The 22,472-nt window shown below is 75.1% G+C and carries 20 protein-coding genes and 1 pseudogene; 13 read left to right on the forward strand and 8 right to left on the reverse strand.

What is annotated here, in order from left to right; all coding sequences use genetic code 11:
- Positions 1-40: 40 nt before the first annotated feature.
- From fdh to ACQPYN_RS23040, 7 genes and pseudogenes are all read left to right on the forward strand, one after another.
- The gene (gene fdh, locus ACQPYN_RS23010) at positions 41-3,322 is read left to right on the forward strand and encodes a formate dehydrogenase (protein ID WP_433028125.1); all 3,282 of its coding nucleotides are present in this window, start codon (positions 41-43) and stop codon (positions 3,320-3,322) included.
- On the forward strand, positions 3,319-4,425 hold the full coding sequence (locus tag ACQPYN_RS23015) for a 4Fe-4S dicluster domain-containing protein (protein ID WP_433028128.1): 1,107 nt from the start codon (positions 3,319-3,321) through the stop codon (positions 4,423-4,425). Before fdh ends, ACQPYN_RS23015 begins: the two co-directional genes overlap by 4 nt.
- On the forward strand, positions 4,422-5,465 hold the full coding sequence (gene nrfD, locus ACQPYN_RS23020; protein ID WP_433028131.1) for an NrfD/PsrC family molybdoenzyme membrane anchor subunit: 1,044 nt from the start codon (positions 4,422-4,424) through the stop codon (positions 5,463-5,465). The genes ACQPYN_RS23015 and nrfD overlap by 4 nt, the downstream gene beginning before the upstream one ends.
- Positions 5,466-5,524: 59 nt before the next feature.
- Positions 5,525-6,613 carry a permease gene (locus tag ACQPYN_RS23025; RefSeq protein ID WP_433028134.1) on the forward strand — a complete coding sequence of 363 codons (1,089 nt, stop codon included), beginning with the start codon at positions 5,525-5,527 and terminating at the stop codon, positions 6,611-6,613.
- Positions 6,614-6,654: 41 nt separating this feature from the next.
- The gene (gene selA / locus ACQPYN_RS23030) at positions 6,655-7,956 is read left to right on the forward strand and encodes an L-seryl-tRNA(Sec) selenium transferase (RefSeq protein ID WP_433028137.1); all 1,302 of its coding nucleotides are present in this window, start codon (positions 6,655-6,657) and stop codon (positions 7,954-7,956) included.
- A pseudogene (gene selB / locus ACQPYN_RS23035) lies at positions 7,953-9,757 on the forward strand (selenocysteine-specific translation elongation factor). The gene selA and the pseudogene selB overlap by 4 nt, the downstream one beginning before the upstream one ends.
- Positions 9,758-9,875: 118 nt before the next feature.
- A complete protein-coding gene (locus ACQPYN_RS23040) occupies positions 9,876-11,132 on the forward strand; it encodes a cytochrome P450 (RefSeq protein ID WP_433028140.1) in 1,257 nt (418 codons plus the stop codon).
- Positions 11,133-11,194: 62 nt separating this feature from the next.
- Here the strand turns inward: ACQPYN_RS23040 and ACQPYN_RS23045 are convergent, their stop codons facing one another.
- The 3 genes from ACQPYN_RS23045 to ACQPYN_RS23055 form a co-directional block, all read right to left on the reverse strand.
- Complete coding sequence (locus ACQPYN_RS23045) at positions 11,195-11,932, reverse strand: RNA polymerase sigma factor SigF (protein WP_274192502.1); 738 nt, start codon at positions 11,930-11,932, stop codon at positions 11,195-11,197.
- 89 nt (positions 11,933-12,021) lie between these two features.
- Complete coding sequence (locus ACQPYN_RS23050; RefSeq protein WP_433028143.1) at positions 12,022-12,483, reverse strand: ATP-binding protein; 462 nt, start codon at positions 12,481-12,483, stop codon at positions 12,022-12,024.
- Between the two features lie 102 nt (positions 12,484-12,585).
- Complete coding sequence (locus ACQPYN_RS23055; RefSeq protein WP_274192486.1) at positions 12,586-12,951, reverse strand: anti-sigma factor antagonist; 366 nt, start codon at positions 12,949-12,951, stop codon at positions 12,586-12,588.
- A 298-nt stretch (positions 12,952-13,249) separates the two neighbouring features.
- Between ACQPYN_RS23055 and ACQPYN_RS23060 the strand changes: the two genes are divergently transcribed.
- Entirely contained in the window at positions 13,250-13,579 is a 330-nt protein-coding gene (locus ACQPYN_RS23060) for a WhiB family transcriptional regulator (RefSeq protein WP_328305892.1), read from the forward strand.
- Positions 13,580-13,602: 23 nt separating this feature from the next.
- Here ACQPYN_RS23060 and ACQPYN_RS23065 read toward each other — a convergent pair whose 3' ends face one another.
- The gene (locus ACQPYN_RS23065; RefSeq protein WP_433028147.1) at positions 13,603-14,079 is read right to left on the reverse strand and encodes a proteasome activator; all 477 of its coding nucleotides are present in this window, start codon (positions 14,077-14,079) and stop codon (positions 13,603-13,605) included.
- A gap of 118 nt (positions 14,080-14,197) precedes the next feature.
- Here ACQPYN_RS23065 and ACQPYN_RS23070 point away from each other — a divergent pair, with 118 nt between their 5' ends.
- Positions 14,198-15,007 carry an ATP-binding protein gene (locus ACQPYN_RS23070; RefSeq protein ID WP_433028150.1) on the forward strand — a complete coding sequence of 270 codons (810 nt, stop codon included), beginning with the start codon at positions 14,198-14,200 and terminating at the stop codon, positions 15,005-15,007.
- Here the strand turns inward: ACQPYN_RS23070 and ACQPYN_RS23075 are convergent.
- Positions 15,004-16,086 carry a DNA topoisomerase IB gene (locus tag ACQPYN_RS23075; RefSeq protein WP_433028153.1) on the reverse strand — a complete coding sequence of 361 codons (1,083 nt, stop codon included), beginning with the start codon at positions 16,084-16,086 and terminating at the stop codon, positions 15,004-15,006. The two genes, ACQPYN_RS23070 and ACQPYN_RS23075, sit on opposite strands and share 4 nt — an antisense overlap.
- Positions 16,087-16,199: 113 nt before the next feature.
- Here ACQPYN_RS23075 and ACQPYN_RS23080 point away from each other — a divergent pair, with 113 nt between their 5' ends.
- Genes ACQPYN_RS23080 through ACQPYN_RS23090 form a run of 3 tightly spaced genes read left to right on the forward strand, consistent with a single transcriptional unit; the run spans position 16,200 to position 18,506 of the window.
- Positions 16,200-16,511, forward strand: coding sequence for a hypothetical protein (locus ACQPYN_RS23080; RefSeq protein ID WP_433028156.1), 312 nt, complete (start codon positions 16,200-16,202; stop codon positions 16,509-16,511).
- A gap of 43 nt (positions 16,512-16,554) precedes the next feature.
- The gene (locus tag ACQPYN_RS23085; protein ID WP_433028159.1) at positions 16,555-17,655 is read left to right on the forward strand and encodes a 4-alpha-glucanotransferase; all 1,101 of its coding nucleotides are present in this window, start codon (positions 16,555-16,557) and stop codon (positions 17,653-17,655) included.
- Positions 17,604-18,506, forward strand: a complete 903-nt coding sequence (locus tag ACQPYN_RS23090; protein WP_433028162.1) for a 4-alpha-glucanotransferase — start codon at positions 17,604-17,606, stop codon at positions 18,504-18,506. Before ACQPYN_RS23085 ends, ACQPYN_RS23090 begins: the two co-directional genes overlap by 52 nt.
- Before the next feature lie 13 nt (positions 18,507-18,519).
- On the opposite strand, the gene ACQPYN_RS23095 is transcribed toward ACQPYN_RS23090, so the two are convergent.
- The 3 genes from ACQPYN_RS23095 to rfaE2 form a co-directional block, all read right to left on the reverse strand.
- Entirely contained in the window at positions 18,520-19,470 is a 951-nt protein-coding gene (locus tag ACQPYN_RS23095; RefSeq protein WP_433028165.1) for a type IV toxin-antitoxin system AbiEi family antitoxin domain-containing protein, read from the reverse strand.
- A gap of 84 nt (positions 19,471-19,554) precedes the next feature.
- On the reverse strand, positions 19,555-20,379 hold the full coding sequence (locus tag ACQPYN_RS23100) for a glycosyltransferase family 2 protein (protein ID WP_433028168.1): 825 nt from the start codon (positions 20,377-20,379) through the stop codon (positions 19,555-19,557).
- Positions 20,376-21,932, reverse strand: a complete 1,557-nt coding sequence (rfaE2, locus tag ACQPYN_RS23105; protein WP_433028171.1) for a D-glycero-beta-D-manno-heptose 1-phosphate adenylyltransferase — start codon at positions 21,930-21,932, stop codon at positions 20,376-20,378. The genes ACQPYN_RS23100 and rfaE2 overlap by 4 nt, the downstream gene beginning before the upstream one ends.
- A 143-nt stretch (positions 21,933-22,075) precedes the next feature.
- Between rfaE2 and ACQPYN_RS23110 the strand changes: the two genes are divergently transcribed.
- The gene (locus tag ACQPYN_RS23110; protein WP_433028174.1) at positions 22,076-22,471 is read left to right on the forward strand and encodes an STAS domain-containing protein; all 396 of its coding nucleotides are present in this window, start codon (positions 22,076-22,078) and stop codon (positions 22,469-22,471) included.
- Position 22,472 lies beyond the last annotated feature (1 nt).

A 22,472-nucleotide genomic window follows, 5' to 3' on the forward strand; every position in this document is an offset into this window, starting at 1 on the left:
GCACCATCCGACCATCCACCACATCTCGGAGGGTTCCTGCATGGGGGCACGCACCTGGCTGGGCGAGTGGCCGATGTTCCGGCAGGCCACGGGTTCGGACCCCCTCGGTCGCGGGTCCGCCGTGCAGTCCCCCCGGACGCAGGCCCTCGGGCCACGGACGTCGGACGCCGACGAGGTCGTCAAGTCGGTCTGCCCGTACTGCGCGGTGGGCTGCGGGCAGAACATCTACGTCCGCGACGGGCGCGTCACCCAGATCGAGGGCGACCCCGACTCCCCCGTCTCGCGCGGGCGTCTGTGCCCGAAGGGGTCGGCGTCGACGTCGCTGGTGACCTCGCCCTCGCGGGTGACGACGGTGCGCTACCGGCGTCCGTACGGCACCGAGTGGGAGGACCTCGACCTCGACACGGCGGTCGACATGATCGCCGATCGCGTCATCGACTCCCGCCGCAAGGGCTGGCAGGACACCGATGAGGACGGCCGCGTCCTGCGGCGCACGCTGGGCTTCTCGAGCCTCGGCGGCGCGACGCTGGACAACGAGGAGAACTACCTCATCAAGAAGCTGTTCATGGCGCTCGGCGCGATCCAGGTGGAGAACCAGGCGCGTATTTGACACAGCGCCACCGTCCCCGGTCTGGGGACCAGCTTCGGTCGTGGCGGCGCCTCGAACTTCCAGCAGGACCTGCAGCACTCGGACTGCATCGTCATCGAGGGCTCGAACATGGCGGAGGCCCACCCCGTGGGCTTCCAGTGGGTCATGGAGGCCAAGGCGCGCGGCGCCAAGATCATCCATGTGGACCCGCGGTTCACGCGCACGAGCGCCATGGCCGACCTGCACGTGCCGTTCCGTGCGGGCGCGGACATCGCCTTCCTCGGTGGCCTGATCAACTACGTGCTCACCGAGGGCAAGGACTTCCGCGAGTACGTCACGACGTTCACCAACGCCGCCGACCTCGTCGGTGAGGACTTCGTCGACACCGAGGACATGGCCGGGATCTTCTCCGGCTACAACGCCGACACCGGGCGTTACGACCCGATCAGTTGGCAGCTGGAGGGCCCCGAGGGGATGGCGTACGAGGCCCCGGCCGCGGGGATGCGTGACCACTGGGAGTCGGAGCTCCGCGACCAGTCGGGCCAGAGCGACGAGGGCCGGCAGCGCGAGCACCACGCCGCGATGGCGTCGGACACCGGTGGCGGAGCGGGCGACGCCGCCCACGCCACCAGCGCCCCGGAGCGCGACGAGACCCTGCAGCACCCGCGCTGCGTCTACCAGGTGCTCAAGCGGCACTACTCCCGCTACACGCCCGAGACCGTCTCCCGGGTGTGCGGCATGGGCGTCGACGAGTTCCTGCAGGTCGCCCGGACGATCACGGAGAACTCGCAGCGCGACCGCACCACGGCGTGGGTGTACTCGGTGGGCTGGACGCACCACAGCGTCGGGGCGCAGTACATCCGCGGCGCCGCGATCCTGCAGACGCTGCTGGGCAACATGGGACGCCCGGGCGGCGGCATCCTCGCGCTGCGCGGGCACGCCAGCATCCAGGGCTCGACGGACGTCCCCACGCTCTACGACCTGCTGCCCGGCTACATCCCGATGCCGAACGCGCACCTGCACGACAGCCTGCGGAGCTTCCTCGACGCCGACGCGGCGAAGACCGGCTTCTGGGGCAACATGGACACCTACATGGTGAGCCTGCTCAAGGCCTGGTGGGGCGACGCGGCGACCGCCGAGAACGACTGGGCGTTCGACTACATGCCGCGGCTCACCGGCGACCACGGCACCTACGGGATCGTGCGCGACCAGATCGACCGGAAGACCTACGGGTACTTCGTCGTCGGCGAGAACCCGGCGATCGGTCACGCCAACGGCAAGATGCAGCGCCTCGGCCTGGCCAACCTCGAGTGGCTCGTGGTCCGCGACATGCAGATGATCGAGACGGCCACGTTCTGGAAGGACGGGCCCGAGATCGAGACCGAGGAGCTGCGGACCGAGGACATCGGGACCGAGGTCTTCTTCCTGCCGTGCGCCAACCACACCGAGAAGGCCGGCACCTTCACCAACACCCAGCGGCTGCTGCAGTGGCGCCGCGAGGCGGTGCATCCCCCGGGTGACGCGCGCTCGGAGCTGCACTTCTACTTCCACCTCGGCAAGAAGATCCGGGAGAAGCTCGCCGGGTCGACCGACGAGCGCGACCGGCCCCTGCTCGACCTCACCTGGGACTACCCCACGTTCGGGGTCCACGAGGAGCCCGACCCCGAGTCGGTGCTCGGCGAGATCAACGGCTACGACGCGGACGGGAACCCGCTCTCGAGCTACACGCAGCTCAAGGCGGACGGCTCCACGACGGCGGGCTGCTGGATCTACACCGGCGTGTACAAGGACGGCGTCAACCAGGCCGACCGTCGCAAGCCCGGCTCCGAGCAGGACTGGGTGGCCGCCGAATGGGGCTGGGCGTGGCCGGCGAACCGGCGCACGCTCTACAACCGCGCCTCGGCCGACGCGCAGGGCCGGCCGTGGAGCGAGCGCAAGGCCTACGTCTGGTGGGACGCCGAGCAGGAGACGTGGACGGGGCACGACATCCCCGACTTCGAGGCGACCAAGCCGCCGTCGTACGTCCCCGCCGAGGGCGCCACGCGCCAGGACGCCCTCTCCGGCACCGACGCGTTCATCATGCAGACCGACGGGAAGGCGTGGCTCTACGCGCCCGCCGGGCTCGCGGACGGGCCGATGCCGACGCACTACGAGCCGGTGGAGTCGCCGGTGGCGAACCTGCTGCACGAGCAGCAGGACAACCCCGCCCTCGAGCGCATCGACCGGGCCTGGAACCGGATCAACCCCTCGCAGAGCGAGGTGTATCCGTACGCGTTCCTGACCTACCGGCTCACCGAGCACCACACCGCGGGCGGCATGAGCCGGTTCCTCGGCTACCTCTCGGAGCTGCAGCCGGAGTTCTTCTGCGAGGTCTCCCCCGCGCTGGCCGCGGAGCGGGACCTCGAGCACCTGGGGTGGGCGACGCTGATCTCGGCCCGCACGGCGATCGAGGCCCGGGTGCTCGTGACCGAGCGGATGAAACCGCTGCGGATCGGGGACCAGGTGGTGCACCAGATCGGGCTGCCGTACCACTGGGGGTCGAACGGACTCTCGACCGGCGACCCGGCCAATGACCTGCTCGGCGTCGTGATGGACCCGAACGTCCACATCCAGGAGTCCAAGGTGGCCACCTGCGACATCCAGCCGGGACGCCGCCCCCGCGGGCCCGCGCTGCTCGACTTCGTCGAGTCCTACCGGCGCAAGGCCGGGGTGGAGCCGGGAGGCAACACGTGACCAGGTTGTGGGACGCCTTCTCCGGAGCGGCGACGTCGCTGTCCGGGCCGCTGCCCGACCCCAGCACCGACGCCGGGTGGTCGACCGAGCACCCGAAGCGGGTCGGCTTCTTCACCGACACCTCGGTGTGCATCGGCTGCAAGGCCTGCGAGGTGGCGTGCAAGGAGTGGAACCTGGTGCCCGACGACGGCACCGACGCCTCCGACCTCTACCGGCTCACCGGGATGTCGTACGACAACACCGGTGACCTCGGCGCCTCGTCGTGGCGTCACGTCGCGTTCATCGAGGACGTCCGGCCGCACGGCAGCGCGACCGCGGCGCACGGGGGCCCGCCCAGCGGCGTGCCGGTCGACTCCCTCGCTACCGGCTTCCTCCCGTCCGGGCTTCCGGCGGTGACCGACGGCGCGCCGCCGACCCCCACGCTGCGCGCCCCCCGTGACGCCGCCACCGCCCCGGCCCCGGGCGAGACCGTCGACCTGCTCGCGCTGCTGCCCGACTCCGGCGCGCACGGCCAGCAGACCCCCGACGACGAGCGGGACGTGCGCTGGCTGATGTCGTCGGACGTCTGCAAGCACTGCACGCACGCCGGCTGCCTCGACGTGTGCCCGACGGGGGCGCTGTTCCGCACCGAGTACGGCACGGTCGTCGTGCAGGACGACATCTGCAACGGCTGCGGCTACTGCGTGCCGTCCTGCCCGTACGGCGTGATCGACGTCCGGGAGGACGACGGCGGCGCCCACAAATGCACGCTGTGCTACGACCGCCTCGGTGCGGGCATGGAGCCGGCCTGCGCGAAGGCGTGCCCGACGAACTCGATCCAGTTCGGCGACCTCGACGAGCTCCAGGCCGCCGCCGACGCGCGGCTGGCGGAGCTGCACGGGCGCGGCGTGACCGAGGCGCGGCTCTACGGTCGCGACCCCGACGACGGCGTCGGCGGCGACGGCGCGTTCTTCCTGCTCCTCGACGAGCCCGAGGTCTACGGCATGCCGCCGGACCCGATCGTCACCACCCGCGACCTGCCGGAGATGTGGCGCAACGCGGCGCTCACCGCGGTGGGCCTCGGCGCGGCGGTCGTGGCGGCGTTCTGGGGAGGTCGGAAGTGACGGACGCGAATCCGGCCGAGATGCCCCAGCGTTCACGGGTCGACCACGACGCGGTGAAGCCCCGCCGTGGGAGCCGGCGCCGGGGCCGCGGCGAGGAGCTGCAGGTCCCCGAGGCCGAGTTCCGCTCGTACTACGGGCGTCCGATCATCAAGGCGCCGGTGTGGAAGAACCCCGACGTCCCGATGTACCTGTTCCTCGGCGGGCTCGCCGCGACGTCGTCGGGTCTCGGGGCCCTCGGCGGCGCCACCGATCGGCCGACACTGCGGCGGACCGGGCGTCTCGCCGCGGCGGCCGGTGCGGCCGGCGGGACCGTCTTCCTCGTCCACGACCTGCACCGTCCGCGGCGCTTCCTGCACATGCTGCGGGTGTTCAAGCCGACGTCGCCACTGTCGGTGGGCACCTGGATCCTCTCGCCGTTCGCGACGTTCGCCGCCGCGACCGCGGCCTCGGAGGTCACCGGCCTGTTCCGGCGCGCGGGCGACGCGTCCGGGGCGGCCGCCGCGGTGATCGGGCCGGCGCTCGGCACGTACACCGCCGTGCTGTTCTCGAACACCGCCGTGCCGACCTGGCACGAGGCGCACCGCGAGCTGCCGATCGTGTTCGCCGGCAGCGCCGCGGCCGCCGGTGGCGGGATGGGGCTCGTCGGGGCGTCGGTGCGGGACAACGTGCCCGCGGCGCGGCTGGCCGTGGCGGGCGCGGTCGTCGAGCTCGCGGCCGGCGAGTACATGGAGCGCAAGCTCGGCCTGCTCGGCGACGTGTACCAGAAGGGCCGCGCGCACACGCTGATGCGCGCCTCGAAGGCGTGCCTGGCGGCCGGCGCGGTCGGCGCGGTGCTGGGCCGGCGTCGTCGCTGGTCGGCGGCGGTGTCGGGGCTGGCCCTGATGACCGGGTCGGCGCTCACGCGCTTCGGCGTGTTCGACGCCGGCATCGCGTCGGCCAACGACCCCGCGCACATCGTCGTCCCCCAGCGCGAGCGCATCCGGCAGCGCCAGGCGACGACCGGCACCGACGTCGCCCCGCCGGACCGCACGTTCGCCTGACGGCACGTGGGCACCTCCCGAGGTGCCGTCGCCCCCCTCCCGTGTGACGATCGCCGATCGTGCCGGAGGAGGTGGACGTGTCGGACGCGTCGGGCGTGTCGGCGGATCCGCGCCGCACCGGGCCGCCGCCGTGGGCCGTGGCGCTCGGGTTCGGCGTGCTCGTGGTGGCCGGGCTGCTGTGGGCGAAGTGGGCGCCGTACTGGGTGAAGGTGCCGTCGGTGGCCGGGTCGCACTCGCTCGGCCCGTCGATCCTCACAGGCGGGGAACCCACGCCGCCCGGGGTGTCGCTGTCCGCGGGGCTGCGGTTCGCCGGCACCTACTTCCTCGCGATCTGGCCCGCGCTCGTCGTCGGGCTCGTGCTGGCCGCGGCGGTGCAGGTCGCGCTGCCGTCGACGTGGCTCGCCCGGCTGTTCGGGAGCGGGGTCCGCGGTGGCGTGCGCGGGAGCGCGCTCGCGGTGCCGTCGATGATGTGCAGCTGCTGCGCCGCGCCGCTGGCCGTCGGCCTGCGCCGCCGCGCCGGGGACCTCACCGCGACGCTCGCGTACTGGCTCGGGAACCCGGCGCTCAACCCCGTCGTCCTCGCCTTCTGCGCCTTCGTGCTGCCGTGGCCGTGGACGCTGCTGCGCGCGGGCGCCGGTCTCGCCGTCGTCGTGGGGGCGGTGGCCCTGGCGCGGTGGTGGAGCGGGCCGGCGACGGTCGACGCGACGTCGGTCGTGCCGTCGGAGACCGGGCCCGACGAGCGTCCGCTGCTCGTGCGCTTCCTGGCCGCCCTCGGACGGCTGTCGGTGCGGCTGCTGCCGGAGTACCTGCTGCTCGTGGTCGCCCTCGGGGCGTTGCGCGGCGTGCTGTTCCCGCTGGGCTCGACGCTGCTGACCGGGACGGGGATCGTCCTCGGTGTCGTCCTGCTGGCCGTGGCCGGGACGCTCCTGCCGATCCCGACCGGTGCCGAGATCGCGGTGGTCGCGGCGCTCCTGGCCGTCGGGGTGTCGGGGCCGCTCGCCGCGGCCCTGCTGATCACCCTGCCCGCGCTGAGCCTGCCGTCCCTGCTCATGGTCCGCGGGGTCTTCCCGCGGGGGCTGCTCGTCGCCGTGACCGGGCTCGTCGTCGGGGTCGGGGTCCTGACGTCGGCCGTCGCCCTCGGCCTGTGAGTGGTCCGTCCGTGCCGGGGCACGGGGAGGCGCAGCGCAGAATGGGCGAGGTGAGCGACGATCCCCGCCGGCGGGTGCCGCGCACCGACGCCGTGCTCGCCGACGCGCGCCTCGGTCCGGCGCTGGCGACGCTGGGGCGGGCGCGGGTCAAGGAGGTCGTCGTCGCCGCGCAGGACCGGGCGCGGGCCGGGGAGATCGCGCCGGAGGCCGTCGTCGACGAGGTCGTCGCGACCCTGCCCCTGACCTCGGCGACCCTGCGCCCGATCCTCAACGCCACCGGCGTCCTGCTGCACACCAACATCGGGCGCGCCCCGCTCTCGTCGGCCGCCCGGGACGCGCTCGACCTCGCGGCCGGGACCACGGACGTCGAGCTGGACCTGGCGACCGGCGGGCGGGGCCGTCGCGGGGCGGGGGCGTTGGGCGCGCTGGCCGCGGCCGTCCCCGACGCCGGCGGCGTGCACGTCGCCAACAACGGCGCGGCGGCGCTGATCCTGGCGGCGACGGCGCTGGCCTCCGGTCGCGAGATCGTCATCGCCCGCGGCGAGATGGTCGAGATCGGCGACGGGTTCCGCCTGCCCGACCTGCTGGAGTCCACCGGGGCCCGGCTGCGCGAGGTCGGCACCACCAACCGCGTGCACCGCGCCGACTACGCCGACGCCGTCGGTCCGGACACCGGCATGATCCTCAAGGTCCACCCGTCGAACTTCGTCGTCACCGGGTTCACGTCGTCGGTGCCGGTCGCCGACCTGGTCGGACTGGGCGTGCCCGTGGTGTCCGACATCGGCTCGGGGCTGCTGGCGCCGCACCCGCTGCTGCCCGCAGAGCCGGACGCGACCAGCGAGCTGCGGGCGGGGGCGGACCTCGTCACCGCGTCGGGTGACAAGCTGCTCGGCGGCCCCCAGGCCGGTCTGGTGTTCGGCGGGGCCGACCTCGTGCACCGCCTGCGTCGCCACCCCCTGGCCCGGGCGCTGCGTGTTGACAAGCTGACGCTCGCGGCGCTCGAGGCGACCCTGCGGGGTCCGCTGCCGCCGGTGCGGGCGATGCTCGAGGCGGACGTCGAGGACCTCCGCGTCCGGGCCACCGCGCTCGCCGAGAAGGTCGGCGGAATGGCGGTGGACTGCGCGGCCCAGGTCGGCGGGGGCGGCGCGCCGGGGGTGGAGCTGGCGAGCGCCGGGGTGGCGCTGCCCGTCGAGGCCGCCGAGGCGCTGCGCCTGGGCGCCGACCCCGTCCTCGCCCGCGTGGAGCAGGGGCGGTGCGTCGTCGACCTGCGCTCGGTGCCGCCCGAGGCCGACGCCCGGCTCGCGGACGCGATCGCCCTGGCACTGGTCCGAGCTCCGGGATGAGGGTCGTGGCCACCGCCGGCCACGTCGACCACGGCAAGTCGACGCTGGTCCGCGCGCTCACCGGGATGGAGCCCGACCGCTGGGCCGAGGAGCGCCGGCGGGGCATGACGATCGACCTGGGCTTCGCCTGGACCACGTTGCCCGGCACCGAGGAGCCCGTCGCGTTCGTCGACGTCCCCGGGCACGAGCGGTTCGTGACGCAGATGCTCGCCGGGGTCGGACCGGTGCCGGCGACGATGTTCGTCGTCGCCGCCGACTCGGGGTGGATGCCGCAGTCGACCGAGCACCTCGACGCGCTCGACGCCCTCGGGGTGCGCGACGGCCTGCTCGTCGTCACCCGCAGCGACCTCGCCGACCCGGAGCTCGCGCGGGACGAGGCGCTCGAGCACCTCGGGGAGTCGTCGCTGGGGCGGCTGCCCGCGGTGTGCGTGTCGGGGGCGACGGGTGCGGGCCTTCCGGAGCTGCGTTCGGCGTTGTCGCAGGTCGTCAGCGGGTTGCCCGCGCCGGACCTCGACGCCGACGTGCGCCTGTGGGTCGACCGCGCGTTCACGGTGCGCGGGGCGGGCACGGTGGTCACCGGCACGCTCGGGGCGGGCACGATCCGGGTGGGCGACGAGCTGGCCCTGGGCGCCCGCACGATCACCGTGCGCGGGATGCAGGCCCTCGGCGAGAGCGTCGACCCCGTCCGTGCCGTCGCCCGGGTGGCCCTGAACCTGCGGGGCGTGGGGCTCGACGAGGTCGGGCGCGGCGACGCGCTGACGACGCCCGGGCGCTGGTTGCGCGGGGACGTCGTCGACGTGCGCGTGGGACCGCCGCGGGGGCCTCGGCCGCCGTGGAATTGCCGAAACAGGTGATGCTGCACGTCGGGTCGGCGGCGGTGGCGGCGCGCGTGCGCCCGCTGTCGCGGAGCGGGGCGCCCGACTCGGACGACGCGACCCGCACGGTGCGGCTCACCCTGCGGGAGCCGCTGCCGCTGCGCCCCGGTGACCACGCGCTGCTGCGCGACCCCGGCGCGCACCGGGTGCTCGGCGGGGTGACGGTGCTCGACGTGCGGCCGCCCGCGCTGCGTCGGCGCGGAGCGGCGGTGGCGCGGGCCGGGGAGCTGGCGGGCACCGAGGGCGTCCCGGACGCCGCGGGCGAGCTCGCGCGGCGGCGGCTGATGCGTCGCGACGACCTCGTCGCCCTGGGCGCCGAGGTGCCCGCCGACGTGCCCGCGGCGGGCGGGTGGCTCGTCGACCCGGGGCACCTCCCCGTGCTGGCGCGGCGGCTCGTCGAGGCGGTCGTCGCCCACGCCGAGGCGCAGCCCCTCGAGGCCGGCCTGCCCGCGAAGGCGGCGGCGCGCGCGCTCGAGCTGCCCGATCCCCGCCTCCTGGACCTCGTCCTCGCCGAGCCGGGGGCGTCGTCGCTCACGACCGCGGGCGGGCGGATCCGGCGGCGCGACGCGGGCGGGCTGCCCGACGCGGTGCGCGCAGCGGTGGCGGCGGTGCGCGCCGACCTCGCCGACGCCCCGTTCGCCGCCCCCGAGGCCCACCGGCTCACCGAGCTGGGGCTGCGCACCCGCGAGCTGGGCGCGGCGGTGACGGCGGGGGCGCTGCTCAAGGTCGGCGACGGGATCTACCTGGCGCCTGACGCCCTCGACGTCGCCGTGGCCCGGCTGGCCGACCTGCCCTCGCCGTTCACGCTCTCCGAGGCCCGCCAGGCCCTCGGCACCACCCGCCGCGTGGCGGTGCCGCTGCTCGAGCACCTGGCCCGCCAGGGCCGCACCCGCCGCGACGACGAGGGTCGGCACTCGTTGCGGTGAGGGCATGGTCGAGTGCAAGCCCTGCGTCCTCGCTTGCACTCAACGCCAGGAAAGCCGCTTCGATCACCGGGCGTCCGGGCGCTTTCCCGGCACGTCGGGCCGCGCCAGGATCACGGGTATGGACCTGCGTCGCGACGTCGTCCTCGGTGCGCGGCTGGCCGTGGTGCGTACCGGCGGGCTGGCGCTGGCCCTCGCCGGCGATCCGGTCCTGCGCCTTCTGTACCGGCCCTGGATCGACGACCCGGCGCCCCTCCAGCGCCAGCTGCGCGAGGCCTCCCAGCCCTACGCGAGCCGCAGCGGCGTCCTCGTCGTCGCCACCGCCGCGATGTGCCGCGAGGTCGTCCGCGACCGCCGCTTCCTGGTGCGGCCGCGGAACGGCGGCTCGCTCGGCGGGGCCGTGGAGGGCGGGCGCGACCCGCTGCTCGAGCCCGTCGAGCTGTCCTTCCTCGGCATGGACCCGCCCGAGCACACGCGGCTCCGGCGCCTGGTCGGCGGCTGGTTCACCCCGGCCCGCGTCAGCTCCTACGAGCCCCTGGTGGTCGGGCTCGCCGAACGGCTGGCCGACGAGGCCGCCACGCGCGGTCGCTTCGACCTGGTCGCCGACGTCGCGACGCCGCTGCCGGCGGCGGTGATCGCCGAGATCCTGGGTGTCCCCGAGTCCGACGCGGGCGCGTTCGCGCGCTGGGGCCAGGCCGTCGGCGCCGGGCTCGGCGGCGTGCGGTCGCTGCGCGCGCTGCACCGCCTGGACCGCGCCGTCGCCGAACTGCGCGGACTGCTCGGCGGCCTGCTCGAACGCCGGCGCCTCGACCCCGCCGACGACCTCCTCAGCCACCTCGCGCGCGAGGACGTCGACACCGACGAGGCCGTCAGCCTCGCGGCGTTCCTGCTGCTCGCGGGTTTCGAGACGACGAGCACGCTGCTGGGCAACGCCGTCGCCGCGATGACCGACGCCCGGGAGCCCTGGGCGCGGCTCGCCGCGGACCCCGGCCGGGCGGGCGACGCCGTCGAGGAGAGCCTGCGGTTCGACGCGCCGATCCAGTTCACCGCGCGGACGCCGCACGAGACCCTGCGCCTCGGTGACCGCGACATCGCGCCGGACACCGTGGTCATGGCGATGCTCGGGGCCGCCGGCCGCGACCCGGCGGTGCACACCGACCCCGACGTGTTCGACCTCGACCGCCCGACGAAGGGCGAGCACCTCGCGTTCTCCGGGGGCATCCACTTCTGCCTCGGCGCGCCGCTGGCCCGGCTCGAGGCGCGGGTCGCGCTGGCGGCCCTGGCCGAGCGGATGCCGACGCTGCACCGGGAGCCGGGCGCGGCACGGCGCCGCTCCCTGCTGCTGCGGAGCTACACGACACTGCCCGTCGGCGCGTGATCGAAGCGGCTTTCCTGGCGCTGAGTGCAAGCGTGGACGCAGGGCTTGCACTCAGGACGTGCTCAGATCGCCGGAGGGTCCTGGAGGTCGGCGCGCAGGGTCGCCAGGGTGCGCGTGAGCAGGCGGGAGACGTGCATCTGGGACACACCGACGCGCTCGGCGATCTGGGTCTGGGTCATGCCGCCGAAGAAGCGGAGCATGACGATCGTCCGCTCGCGCTCGGGGAGCTTGCGCAGGGCGGGCTGGACGGTCTCGCGGTGCTCGACCTGCTCGAGCTCGGCGTCGGCGGAGCCCAGGACGTCGGCGAGCCGGCCGGACGACGGGTCGTCGACGAGCATGTCGTCGAGGCTCGAGGAGCGGTAGGCGTTCGCCGCCTCGAGCGCCTCGAGGACCTCCTCGCGGCTGCGTTGCAGGTGCTCGGCGAGCTCCCCGGCGGTGGGGGCGCGGTTGAGCTCCTGGGACAGCTGCGGCATCGCCGACCCGATGGCCAGGCGCAGGTCCTTGAGACGCCGGGGCACGCGCGTCGACCACGCCTTGTCACGGAAGTAGCGGCGGACCTCGCCGGTGATCGTCGGGACCGCGTAGGACAGGAAGTCCGAGCCGCGCTCCGGCGAGAACCGGTCGACGGCGTGGATGAGGCCGACGGTGGCGACCTGCTCGAGGTCCTCCTGGGGCTCGCCGCGCTGGGCGAAGCGGCGCGCGATGTGCCGCGCCAGCGGGAGGTAGCCCTCGACGAGGCGGTCGCGCAGCGCCTCGCGACGCCGGTCGCCCTCGGGCAGCCCGGCGTGCTCGAGGAGCATCGGGACGAGGTGCTCGTAGGAGTCCTCGTTCCGGGAGCTGCGCTGAGGTGCCCCGCCCGCGCTGCCCGTCAGCGGGCGCGCCGGCTCGCTCACGGGTTGAGCCGTTGCTTGCGCAGGTGGATGCCGAGCCACTCCGGGTCGGCGTCGAGCACTTCGGCGTCGTCGGTGAGCGTGGTGAGCACGCGCCAGCCGAAGGTGTCCTGGCGCAGCGTCGCCTCGTGGCGCACGGGCACGCGGCAGATCACGTCGATGCGGCCCTCGGCCATGACGAACCCGCAGCGCAGCTGCCCGCCCTCCCGGGCGAGGGGCACGAGCGCCGAACAGGCCTCGTCGACCGCCATCCGCAGGTCCGAGACGGCGTCCAGGTCGAAGTCCGCCCGCGCGGCCAGGTCGGCCGCGACGGCGCGCACCGACGGGATCAGTGCCGGGTCGGCGTGCACGCGGACCTCGACGGGCGTCGGGGTCTCGGCCAGGCCGGCCGACCCGGCGGCGCCGGGATCGGACGTGGCGGTGGACGTGCGATCACGCTGCTGCGGTTCCGGCGTCTGCACGGCTGCTGATCTCCGTTTCGCGGCAGGTGAGGAGGTGGATGGCGCGGTCACCGTATCGGCGGAGCCGGCGCGGGCGGCAGGGCCCCGTGCCGGTCGTCCGGCTCATCCGGCGAGCGCGGCCTCGACCGACGGGTAGAGCGCGAACAGGTCGGTCAGGCCAGTGGCCTGCAGCGGACGGCTCACCGGCCGCGAGTTCGCGACGAGGCGCAGCGCCACGTCCCGGTTCCGCGACTCGTCGAGCGCCTCCACCAGCAGGGCCAGGCCGCTCGAGCCGAGGAACTCGACCGAGAGCATGTCCAGCACGAGCACGGTGGGCTTGCCCTGGAGCTCCTCGTTCACCTTCGCGCGCAGCGCAGGCGTCGTCAGCATGTCGATCTCGCCGGCAAGCCGGATCACCGACGCGCCGTTCGACCGCTGCACGTCCACGCCCAGCGGGTCCTCCGCAGTGAGGTCGTCATCGGTGGCCACGACGTCTGGTCCCCCTCCGGTCAGTCAGGTGTGGTCCGAACTCGGCGTCGGTCCAGGGAAAACGTACTTGCCGTGCTCGTGACCCTACTCGTCACCCCCCGTGGGCAGGTGTTCACGACACCGATGACCCCCTCCTCGTGCTGTGCAGCACGTGACCGGGGCCGGCGCCGCCCACGATCGTGCGGGCCGTTGGGCCGATCAGGGGTGTTTGCCGTCGCGGGGCGAGGGGGATACCGCCGATGTTGCTGGCGCGCCGGAGACCATCCCCCGTGCGGGCGCCCCGACTGGGAGGATCGCCATGGCCGACATCCGACTCCTGCCCGGCCCCATCATCGATGAGTGGGACTGGCAGCTCCACGGCGCGTGCCGCGGGATGGACTCGAGCTTCTTCTTCCACCCCGACGGTGAGCGGGGTCCCCGACGCGAGCACCGCGCCGCCGAGGCCAAGCGGGTCTGCGCGTCCTGCCCGGTCATCGAGCCGTGCCGTCGCCACGCCCTCGCGACCCGTGAGCCCTACGGCGTCTGGGGCGGCCTGACCGAGGACGAGCGACGCCTGGCCCTGCGCGGCGGCCGCCGCACGGACGACCAGGCCGGTGCCGTCGTCTACGAGGCGCCCTCCCCCGTCTGACGGTCCTAGAGGTACTGGCGGTCCTAGAGGTACTGGCCGCCGTCGTCGCCGCCCTGCGCGGGACGGCTGCGGCCCTGGCGCATCTGCTCGAGCTGGCCCCGCGCCGCCATCTGCTGCGCGAGCACGGCGCTCTGGATGCCGTGGAAGAGGCCCTCGAGCCACCCGAGCAGCTGGGCCTGCGCGATGCGCAGCTCGGCCTGTGACGGGGCCGCGTCGGACGTGAACGGTAACGTGATGCGACGCAGCTCGTCACGCAGCTCCGGCGCGAGCCCCTGCTCGAGCTCGCGGATCGACCGCTCGTGGATGTCGGCGAGGCGCGCGCGCCCCGCCTCGTCGAGCGGCGCCGCCCGCACCTCCTCGACGAGCTTGCCGACCATCCCGGCCACCCGCATCACCGCGCCCGGGGAGGCCACCAGCTCCCCCGTGCCGGCGCCCTCCCCCGCACCCGACGCCGCGGCCGCCGCGAGGGCCGACGACGGCCGTTCGTCCTGATCACTCATGGCCCCATCATGGCGGTCCGCGCACCTCTCGGCGCGCTGGTACCCGCCGCGACGACACGGTCGCGGGCCGCGCGCTTCACCGTCACGGGAGCGGGGTATGAAGGGCGCGAGGTGAGTCGTGGAGACAAGGATCAGGCTGGCCCTCGACACCACGGGGGACGGCGGGACGAGAGTGCGTGGCGAGGCCGCACCCGACGACGGTGCCGCGGTCGACGAGGCCCCGGCGCCGCGCGTCGTGGTCGTGGCCCTCACCGGGCCGCTGTCCGAGCTCACCGCACGGCCCCTGGCCGAACGGCTCGTCGAGCTCCTGCACCGCCACGGCGGGGTCGTCGTGGACCTCTCGGGCATGAAGCTCACCCACTCCGGTGCCGTGCACGCCTTCGCCGAGGCGGCCGCGCTCGCCGGCGAGTGGCCCGACGTGCGGCTGGCCCTCGCCGCGCCGGACGCCACCACGGCCGCCCTGCTGGTGAGCTCGCGGGTCGCCCAGCGGGTGCCCGTGCACCCCGACACCACGACGGCCGTCGCCCACCTCGACGAGCGTCCGGAGCTGGTGCGCGGCTGGTGGCGCTTCACCGTCGACCCGCACGCCCCCGGTGCCGCGCGCGGGCACGTCCGGCGCGTCTGTCACCGCTGGGCGGTCGACGAGGAGGCCCGTGAGGCGGCCGAGATCGTCGTGACGGAGCTCGTCACCAACGCCGTCGAGCACGCGGCGAGCGCGTCGGTGGTCGAGGTGGAGCGCCGCGAGCATTCGTTGCGGCTCACCGTCCGCGACTTCGACCTCGCCCCGGTGCCCGAGGCCCACCTGCCGGAGCCGACGTCCCCGCGCGGGCGCGGGCTCGCCATGGTCGCCGCCGTGTCGAGCGCCTGGGGCGTCGAGCCCCACCGCGACGGCAAGACCGTGTGGTCGGAGATGACCACGACGGCCTAGGCAGCGGCGGCCTCCGGGGGCTCGCGGTGCGCGAGCAGCTCCAGCACGGCGCGCTCCACGTGGGCGCGCATCGCCCGGTCGTCGAGCGCGCCGCCCGCACGCACGGCCTCCGCGATCGTGCGGCCGTTCTCGAAGTGGCTGACGAGCACGGGGTCGACGTAGGAGCGCCGGCAGACGGCCGGGGTGTTGCCGAGCTGCTCGGCGACGGACTTCATCGTCCGCGACACCGCGCTCTTGAGCTTGCGCTCGGCGCGCGGCGCGCCGCCGGTGTCGTCGCACTCCCCCGCGAGCGCCACCGCGGCCTGCACGCCGGCGTTCCAGGTGCGCAGGTCCTTGGCGGTGAACTCCTCGCCGATCAGCTCACGCACGGCGTCGTTGACGTCCTGCGCGGTGACGTCGTGCCACGGCCCGCGGTCGCCGCCGCGTCCGCCGCGCCGGAAGGCCAGGAGGTCCTCGCCCCCGCCGCGACGGCGCTTCAGCGAGCTGACCAGCCCGTGGATGTGCTCGTCGTGCAGCGTGATCCGCCGCGGGACGCCGGACTTCGCGATGTAGCGGAACTCGACGCCGCCGTCGCGGCGGGCCACGGCGTGCTCGCGGCGCAGCGTCGCGAGCCCGAACGACGCGTCGCCGGGCGAGTCCTCGTTGGCGTACTCCTCGTGCCCGACCCGGAAGACGCCGAGGTCGAGCATCCACACCGCGCCGGCGAGCACGCGGTCGCGTCCGAGGCCCTTGCCGCGGGCGAGGCGGGCGTCGATCTCGGCCCGGGCGTCGCCGATAACGTGGCCCAGGCGCGCGACGCGGACGAACTTCTCCTCGCCCCGCTGCCGGGTCCACTCGTCGTGGTAGCGGTACTGGCGACGTCCCGCGGCGTCGGTGCCGACGGCCTGGATGTGCCCGAGCGGGTCGGGGCAGATCCAGACGTCCTGCCACGCGGGCGGGATGACGATGGCGTTGATCCGCTCCAGGTCCGCGGCGTCGGTGATCGCCTCGCCCGTCTCGCGGTCGAAGTAGCTGAACCCCTTGCCGCGCTTGCGTCGGCCGATCCCGGGCCCGTGGGGCTCGATGTGCACCAGATCCACCGGCTGGGCGTACCCGGGCTCCGCCGGGCGCGAACGCCGGTTGATCGTCACGTTTCCGGGCCTGCCCCGGTGCCGATCCCGAGCAGGAATCCTCCTCGCACCTGAAGGTGACCGTGCTGCACGAACCGTTCGACTCGACCCTGGCCCCGCCGGCCTCCGCCCCCGAGACGCTGCCCGCGCCGCGCACCCCCGACGACCTTCTCCCGCTGGCGCGTCGCGCCCGTCGTGACACCGGCTCGGCCCGCGAGTTCGCGGTCGCCCTGCTCGCCCGCGGCTGGGCCGCGACCAGCGCCGCCGCACTCTCGGGCCTCGCCGTGAGCGCCGTGACCGCGCTGTCGCGCGTCCGCCGCCCGGGCACGGCCGCCGCTTCGGTGGCCGACGACGTCGCCGCCCGCGCCCGTCGTCGCACGTCCCGCACCACCTGACATCCTGCGCTCCCCCGCCCCACCCGACCCAGGGAGTCCACCGGTGCCCGTCGAGCCCGATCTCGCCGAGCTCGCCACTGCCCACGGCATCGCGGTCCGCTACCGCGACAGCTCGGAGCGCGAGGTCGAGCTCGACCGCGACGTGGTGATCGACGTCCTCCAGGCCCTCGAGGTGGACGCGTCGACGCCGTCCGCGCTCGCGTCGGCGCTCGACGCCGTGCGGGGCGCGGACCCGGACGCGCTGCCGGCGACGGTGGTGGTCGACGAGGGGCACGAGCGTGCGCTGCCCGCGGCGGGCGTCGTGACGCTCGAGGACGGCGCGGTGCGCGAGGCGGGCACGGCGCTGCCGACCGACCTGCCCGTCGGCTACCACCGGCTGGCCTGCCGGGGGCAGGACGTCGCGCTGATCGTGGCGCCGCCCCCGCTGACGCCGCCGCCCGCGACGTGGGGGTGGATGGCGCAGCTGTACGCGCTGCGCTCGTCGGGCTCGTGGGGCTGCGGCGACTACGCCGACCTCGCCACGCTGCTGGCGCGCACGGCCGGGGAGCAGGACGCCGGCGCGTTGCTGGTGAACCCGCTGCACGCGCTCGCGCTGGACCCGCGGGTCGAGGCGTCGCCGTACTCGCCGTCGAGCCGGCGGTTCCTGCACGCGCTCTACATCCGTGTCGACGACACCGCCGCCTACGGCGCGGCGCCGGCGTCGGTGCGGGACGAGGTGGACGCGCTGCGTCCCGCCGACGGCGAGCTCGTCGACCACGACGCGGTGTGGGCGGCCAAGAACGCGGCGCTGGCGCTGCTGCGCCCGTACGACCCGGCGGCGCCGTCGGACGTCGAGGCCCTCGAGGAGGGTCAGCGGGACGTCGCCACCTGGTACGCGCTGGCCGAGCGTCACGGCAGCGACCTGCGGTCGTGGCCGGCGGGGCTGGCCCACGTCGGGGACTCCGGGGTGCCCGACGCCCGCGCCGAGCTCGCCGACCGCGTGCTCTTCCACGCCTGGTGCCTCGACCTCGCCGACGCCCAGCTCGCCGCGGCACACCGCGCGGCCGAGGGCATGGCGGTCGGGCTGATCGCCGACCTCGCCGTCGGCTGCTCGTGGGGGGCGCCGACGCCTGGACGCTGGCCGACGCGCTCGCGCCCGGGGTGACCGTGGGCGCGCCGCCCGACGACTTCAACCAGCAGGGCCAGGACTGGGCGCTCCCGCCATGGCGGCCGGACGCCCTGGCGGCGTCGGGGTACGCGCCGCTGCGATCGATGATCCGCGCAGTGCTGCGCCACGCCGACGGGATCCGCGTGGACCACGTCGCGGGGCTGTGGCGGCTGTGGTGGATCCCGCCGGGCCGCGGTGCGCGCGAGGGCGCCTACGTGCACTACGACGCGCGGGCGATGCTCGCCGTCGTGGCGATCGAGGCGTCGCGGGCCGGCGCCGTGGTGGTCGGCGAGGACCTGGGCACCGTGGAGCCGGAGGTCACCGAGGGGCTCGCCGAGCACGGCATGCTGGGGTGCGCGGTGCTGTGGTTCCAGCGCGACTCCTCGGGTGACCTGTTGCCGCCGCGGCTCTGGCACCCCGAGACGCTCGCGAGCGTCTCGACCCACGACCTGCCGACCGCCGCGGGGTTCCTGCTCGACGAGCACGTCCGGGCGCGGGCCGAGGCCGGGGTGCTCGACGACGTCGAGGAGGCGCGCGCCGCGGCCGCGCGGGACCGTGCCGAGCTGCTCGACCTGCTCGCGTCCGAGGGGTTCGGGGTGTCGGAGTCCGCGACCTCCGACGAGGTCGTGCTCGCGATGCACCGGCTCCTGGCGACGGCCCGCTCGCGCATCGTGCTCGCGGCGTTCACCGACGTCCTCGGCGACGTGCGCCAGCCCAACCTGCCCGGGACGGTCGACACCTACCCGAACTGGCGCATCCCGCTGTCCCGGTCCCTCGACGACGCGCTGACCGACCCCCGCGTCGCGGCGGTGGCGTCATCCCTACGTGAGCGAAGTTCCCGGCTATAGCCGGGAACTTCGCTCACGGGCACCGCGGGCACAGCGCGAGCGGCTCGTCCCACCCGAGAGGGCGGAGGAGCGCTTCGACCTCCCGCGCCGTCCGGCACGGGAGCGTCGTGACCTCGAGCCACCCGAACGGGACCGACGGCACACCTACGAGCACGGCTGCCACCGAGCGTCGTCGGTCGACGAGAGCAGTGCGCGGGTCGCGGTGGCCGCCGAACCCGTCGAGGCGGACGATCGCCCGCCCGCCGGGGAGGTCGTAGGCGATGTCCTCGTAGCGACGGACACCGTCGACGAGGACGGGTGCCTGCCGGGACCCGATCGGGAGCCCGTGCGCCTGCTCGACGTCGACGAGGTAGCGGTGCTCCAAGGGCGACAGGACGCCGTCGCGGAGGAGCGCCACGGCGTCCGCGACGGCGCGGCCGTGTCGTGGCGGCCTGCGCAGCTCCGCCGCACGTTCGAGAGCGAGCGGGTGGACGCCCGCGTCGAGGGCGTACTGGTGGGCGCGTCGGGACGCCTCCCGGGCGTCCGGTGCGGCCACGGCGAGGTCGAGCACGGTGTGGACCCGGTTCGTCCGCGGAGGAGCGCCCTCGGAGCCGATGTGGGCGAACGCCCGCGACCGGTGCACCTTCACCCCGTCCAGCCGGACCGCCGAACAGCCGTAGCGGACGGTCACGTGAATCGGCCGCTGGTCGTCGGGCGCCACGAATCCGTGCAGCTCGCCCGCGGTCTCATGGCTGAGGACGGCCCCGCCCCGGCAGGCGAGGAGTGCACCGATACGCCGTGCCTCTGCGGTGGGCGGCCCGGAGTAGGTCACGTAGACCCCTTCATGGAGCCGCTGCCACCGGCCTGCGTCGACGTGGGCCTGGATGCCGTGATCGGTGAAGCCACGGGCGAGCAGCTGCGTGCGGGTCACCACACCGTGCTGGTCACGAAGGAGGCGCTGCCAGAAGTCGAGGTCATCGTCCATGACCGGTTGGACGCAGGCCCACGTCCGGCGGCTCCCTCACCTTCACCCGTGAGCGAAGTTCCCGGCTATAGCCGGGAACTTCGCTCACATGGGGAGCGCGTCAACGGCCGAGACGCCGCGGTCGGGGAGGGCCGTGGGGGACTCCTGGTGGTACGCGCCCGAGGGCAGGATGCCCGCGGCGCCGCGGCGGGCCATGACCTGCTGCTGCGAGTGCACGTCCTCGCCGTGGGCGTCGGGCGGGAGGTCGCGCCAGAACTCGAACCCGCCCGCCTCGACCAGCGCGGCGCGGTCGAACATCACGCAGCCCGCCGTCCACGCGACCTTGTAGGCCACGTAGGACTCCGGCGACGGCGTCGGGCGCCCCGGCCCGTCGAGGTCCAGCGACTCGGCCAGGTGCAGCCCGTTGGCGGCGTTGTGCAGTCGCCAGCGCTCCCAGCCCGGCCCGTCCTTGACCAGCGTCTCCGGCGACACCGGCCCGTCCCACGCCGCGAACGACGTCACCTCGTGCGGCCGCCGGTCCTCGGCGTGCCCGAGTGCCTGCATCGCCGCGCCCACCACCCCGCAGCCCAGCTCGCCGAGCGCCCGGTGCAGCCGCGCCAGCACGCCCGGCTCGAGCCACACGTCGTCGTCGAGGTAGAGCACCGCCGGCGCCGTCGCGCACGACAGCAGGAAGGCGCGCTGTTCGGCCATCCCGCGCGGCGGCAGGTGGCGGTGGAGGTCCACCGAGACGCCGCGCCGACGAAGCCAGCGGATCACCGTCCACGCCGACGGCGTCTCCCACGAGGGGTCGCCGTCGGACTGGTCGGAGATCGTCACCCGGTACGCCACGCCCGTCTGCGCGGCCAGGCCCGCGAGCGTCGTCGCGAGCTCGACCGGACGGCCCCGCGTGGGGATGAGGACGTCGATCACGACCCGCTCCGGATGCGGTCCACCAGCGACGTCGTCGACCGGTCGGGCAGGTAGTCGAGGATGACGACGCGCCCGCCGTAGGCGGTGACGGTCGCGGTCTCGCGCAGCATCTCCGGGGTGTAGTCGCCGCCCTTGGCGTAGACGTCCGGGCGCAGCAGGTCGAGCAGCTCGGCGGGGGTGTCGGCGTCGAACGCGGTGACGTGGTCGACGCAGCTCAGCGCGCCGATCACCGCCGCCCGGTCCGCCAGCGGGTTCAACGGACGCTCCGGGCCCTTGAGGCGGGCCACCGACTCGTCGGAGTTCAGCGCCACCACCAGCACGTCGCCGAGGCGCTTGGCCTGGTTCAGCGACGCGACGTGACCGCGGTGCACGACGTCGAAGCAGCCGTTGGTGAACACCACGCGCCGCCCGGCCACGCGCTGGTCGTGGACGATCGTCGCGAGCGACGCCGCGTCCAGCAACGGACCCTCGGCGGCGGCGACGCGCTCGGCGAGCTCGCCGGTGCCGCACACCGAGGTCCCCGGCCGGCCCACGACGACGTCGGCGGCGGCCTGGGCGAGCTCGACGGCGGTGGCCGCCGGTGTGCCCGCGGCCAGCGCGAGCACCAGCGCGGCGGTGAACGTGTCTCCCGCCCCGCACGTGTTCGCCTCCGGCGCGGGGCGCGCGAAGGTGCGGTGCGTCGGGGAGCCGTCGTCGGGCAGCAGCAGGGCCCCGTCGCGGTCGAGGGTGACCACGACCGACGCCGCGCCGGAGCGTTCCCGCAGCTCGGGGCCCGCGGCCTCCGCGGCGGCGACGCGGTCGGGCCCGCCGAGCTCACGGCCCAGCAGGAGCTTCGCCTCCCCGGCGTTGGGGGTGACGACGTCCGGGCGCGCCGGGGCCCAGCGCGCCGGGTCGTGGGCGTCGACGACGAGCCGGCAGGTGCGCTCCCCCGGGGCATCCAGCAGCGACCCGACCAGCGCCACCGTCTCGTCGTCGACGATCCCGCCGCCGTAGTCGCAGACGACCACCGCGTCGGCACCCTCGACCGCCGTGCGCAGGGCCTCGTGCACGGCCGCGCGCCGGTCGGCGTCCAGCGGCTCCCGCGACGACGTGTCGAACCGCGCGACCAGCGCCTCGTCGGCGAGCACCCGCCGCTTGGCCGCGGTGGGACGTGAGGGGTCGGTGACGACGCCCGCGGTGCCGACGCCGAACCCGGCGAGCACCTCGCGCACCGTCGCCCCGTCGGCGTCGTCGCCGAGCACCGAGACGAACTCCGTGCGGGCGCCGAGCGCCGCGAGGTTGGCAGCCGTGTTCGCCGCGGCGCCGGGCGAGCCGTGGGTGTGGTCGACCTCGACGACCGGGACCGGCGCCTCGCGCGACAGGCGGCGCGACGGGCCGGTGAGCCACTGGTCGAGCACGGCGTCGCCCACCACGACCACGCGCGGGGCGACCGCGGCGAGACGGGCGGGCAGGTCGGCGGCCAGCGGGGCGGCGGCCAGCTCGGGCGAGTCGGGCCGCGGCGGCGGGTCGCGCCGCGCCAGGCCCTCGGGGCGTGACAATTCGGGCGCAGCCATCAGCGGACCGTCCGTCCGGGGGAACGCGGCCCGGTGCGGACGGAGGTAGCGGTACCTGCCGACCGGCGCCGTGCGAGAGGTCTCGGTACTGTCGCTCTCCGCTCCGTCTCCGACGGGGTGACCCATCCGTCTCGGGAGTGCCGATGGCCAGCGACGCGCCCCAGCCCTCGACGGGCCCCGACACCGCGGGCTCCGACGACCAGACGATCGACGCCCGCCTCCTCACACCGAGGGTGGCCGTCGTGGCCCCGGCCGGCGACGTCGACACCGCCACGGCCGGGCCGCTGCGCGAGGCGATCGGCGTGCAGGTCGGCGCCGGCGCGGTGCACGTCGTGCTCGACCTCTCCGGCGTCGAGTTCATGGGGTCGGCCGGCCTGGCGCTGCTCATCGCCGAGCGCGAGGCGGCGATCGCCCGCGAGGGCGAGCTGCGGCTCGCGGGCGTCCCGCGCACGGCGGGGCGTGCCCTGAGCCTCACCGGCCTCACCGAGCTCTTCGACACCTACCCCGACGCCGAGGCCGCGGCCGCCGACCTGCACTGAC

The sequence above is a fragment of the Actinomycetospora sp. CA-053990 genome, assembly GCF_050948445.1.
Lineage (GTDB): Bacteria > Actinomycetota > Actinomycetes > Mycobacteriales > Pseudonocardiaceae > Actinomycetospora > Actinomycetospora callitridis.

Excerpts from the sequence above, each read along its gene's own strand:
- selA (WP_433028137.1), top strand. The coding sequence starts at position 6,655 with ATGGGCGAGGTGAGCGACGATCCCCGCCGGCGGGTGCCGCGCACCGAC.
- ACQPYN_RS23110 (WP_433028174.1), top strand. The coding sequence starts at position 22,076 with ATGGCCAGCGACGCGCCCCAGCCCTCGACGGGCCCCGACACCGCGGGC.
- ACQPYN_RS23060 (WP_328305892.1), top strand. The coding sequence starts at position 13,250 with ATGGCCGACATCCGACTCCTGCCCGGCCCCATCATCGATGAGTGGGAC.
- ACQPYN_RS23065 (WP_433028147.1), bottom strand. The coding sequence starts at position 14,079 with ATGAGTGATCAGGACGAACGGCCGTCGTCGGCCCTCGCGGCGGCCGCG.
- rfaE2 (WP_433028171.1), bottom strand. The coding sequence starts at position 21,932 with ATGGCTGCGCCCGAATTGTCACGCCCCGAGGGCCTGGCGCGGCGCGAC.
- ACQPYN_RS23040 (WP_433028140.1), top strand. The coding sequence starts at position 9,876 with ATGGACCTGCGTCGCGACGTCGTCCTCGGTGCGCGGCTGGCCGTGGTG.
- ACQPYN_RS23045 (WP_274192502.1), bottom strand. The coding sequence starts at position 11,932 with ATGCTCCTCGAGCACGCCGGGCTGCCCGAGGGCGACCGGCGTCGCGAG.
- ACQPYN_RS23095 (WP_433028165.1), bottom strand. The coding sequence starts at position 19,470 with ATGGACGATGACCTCGACTTCTGGCAGCGCCTCCTTCGTGACCAGCAC.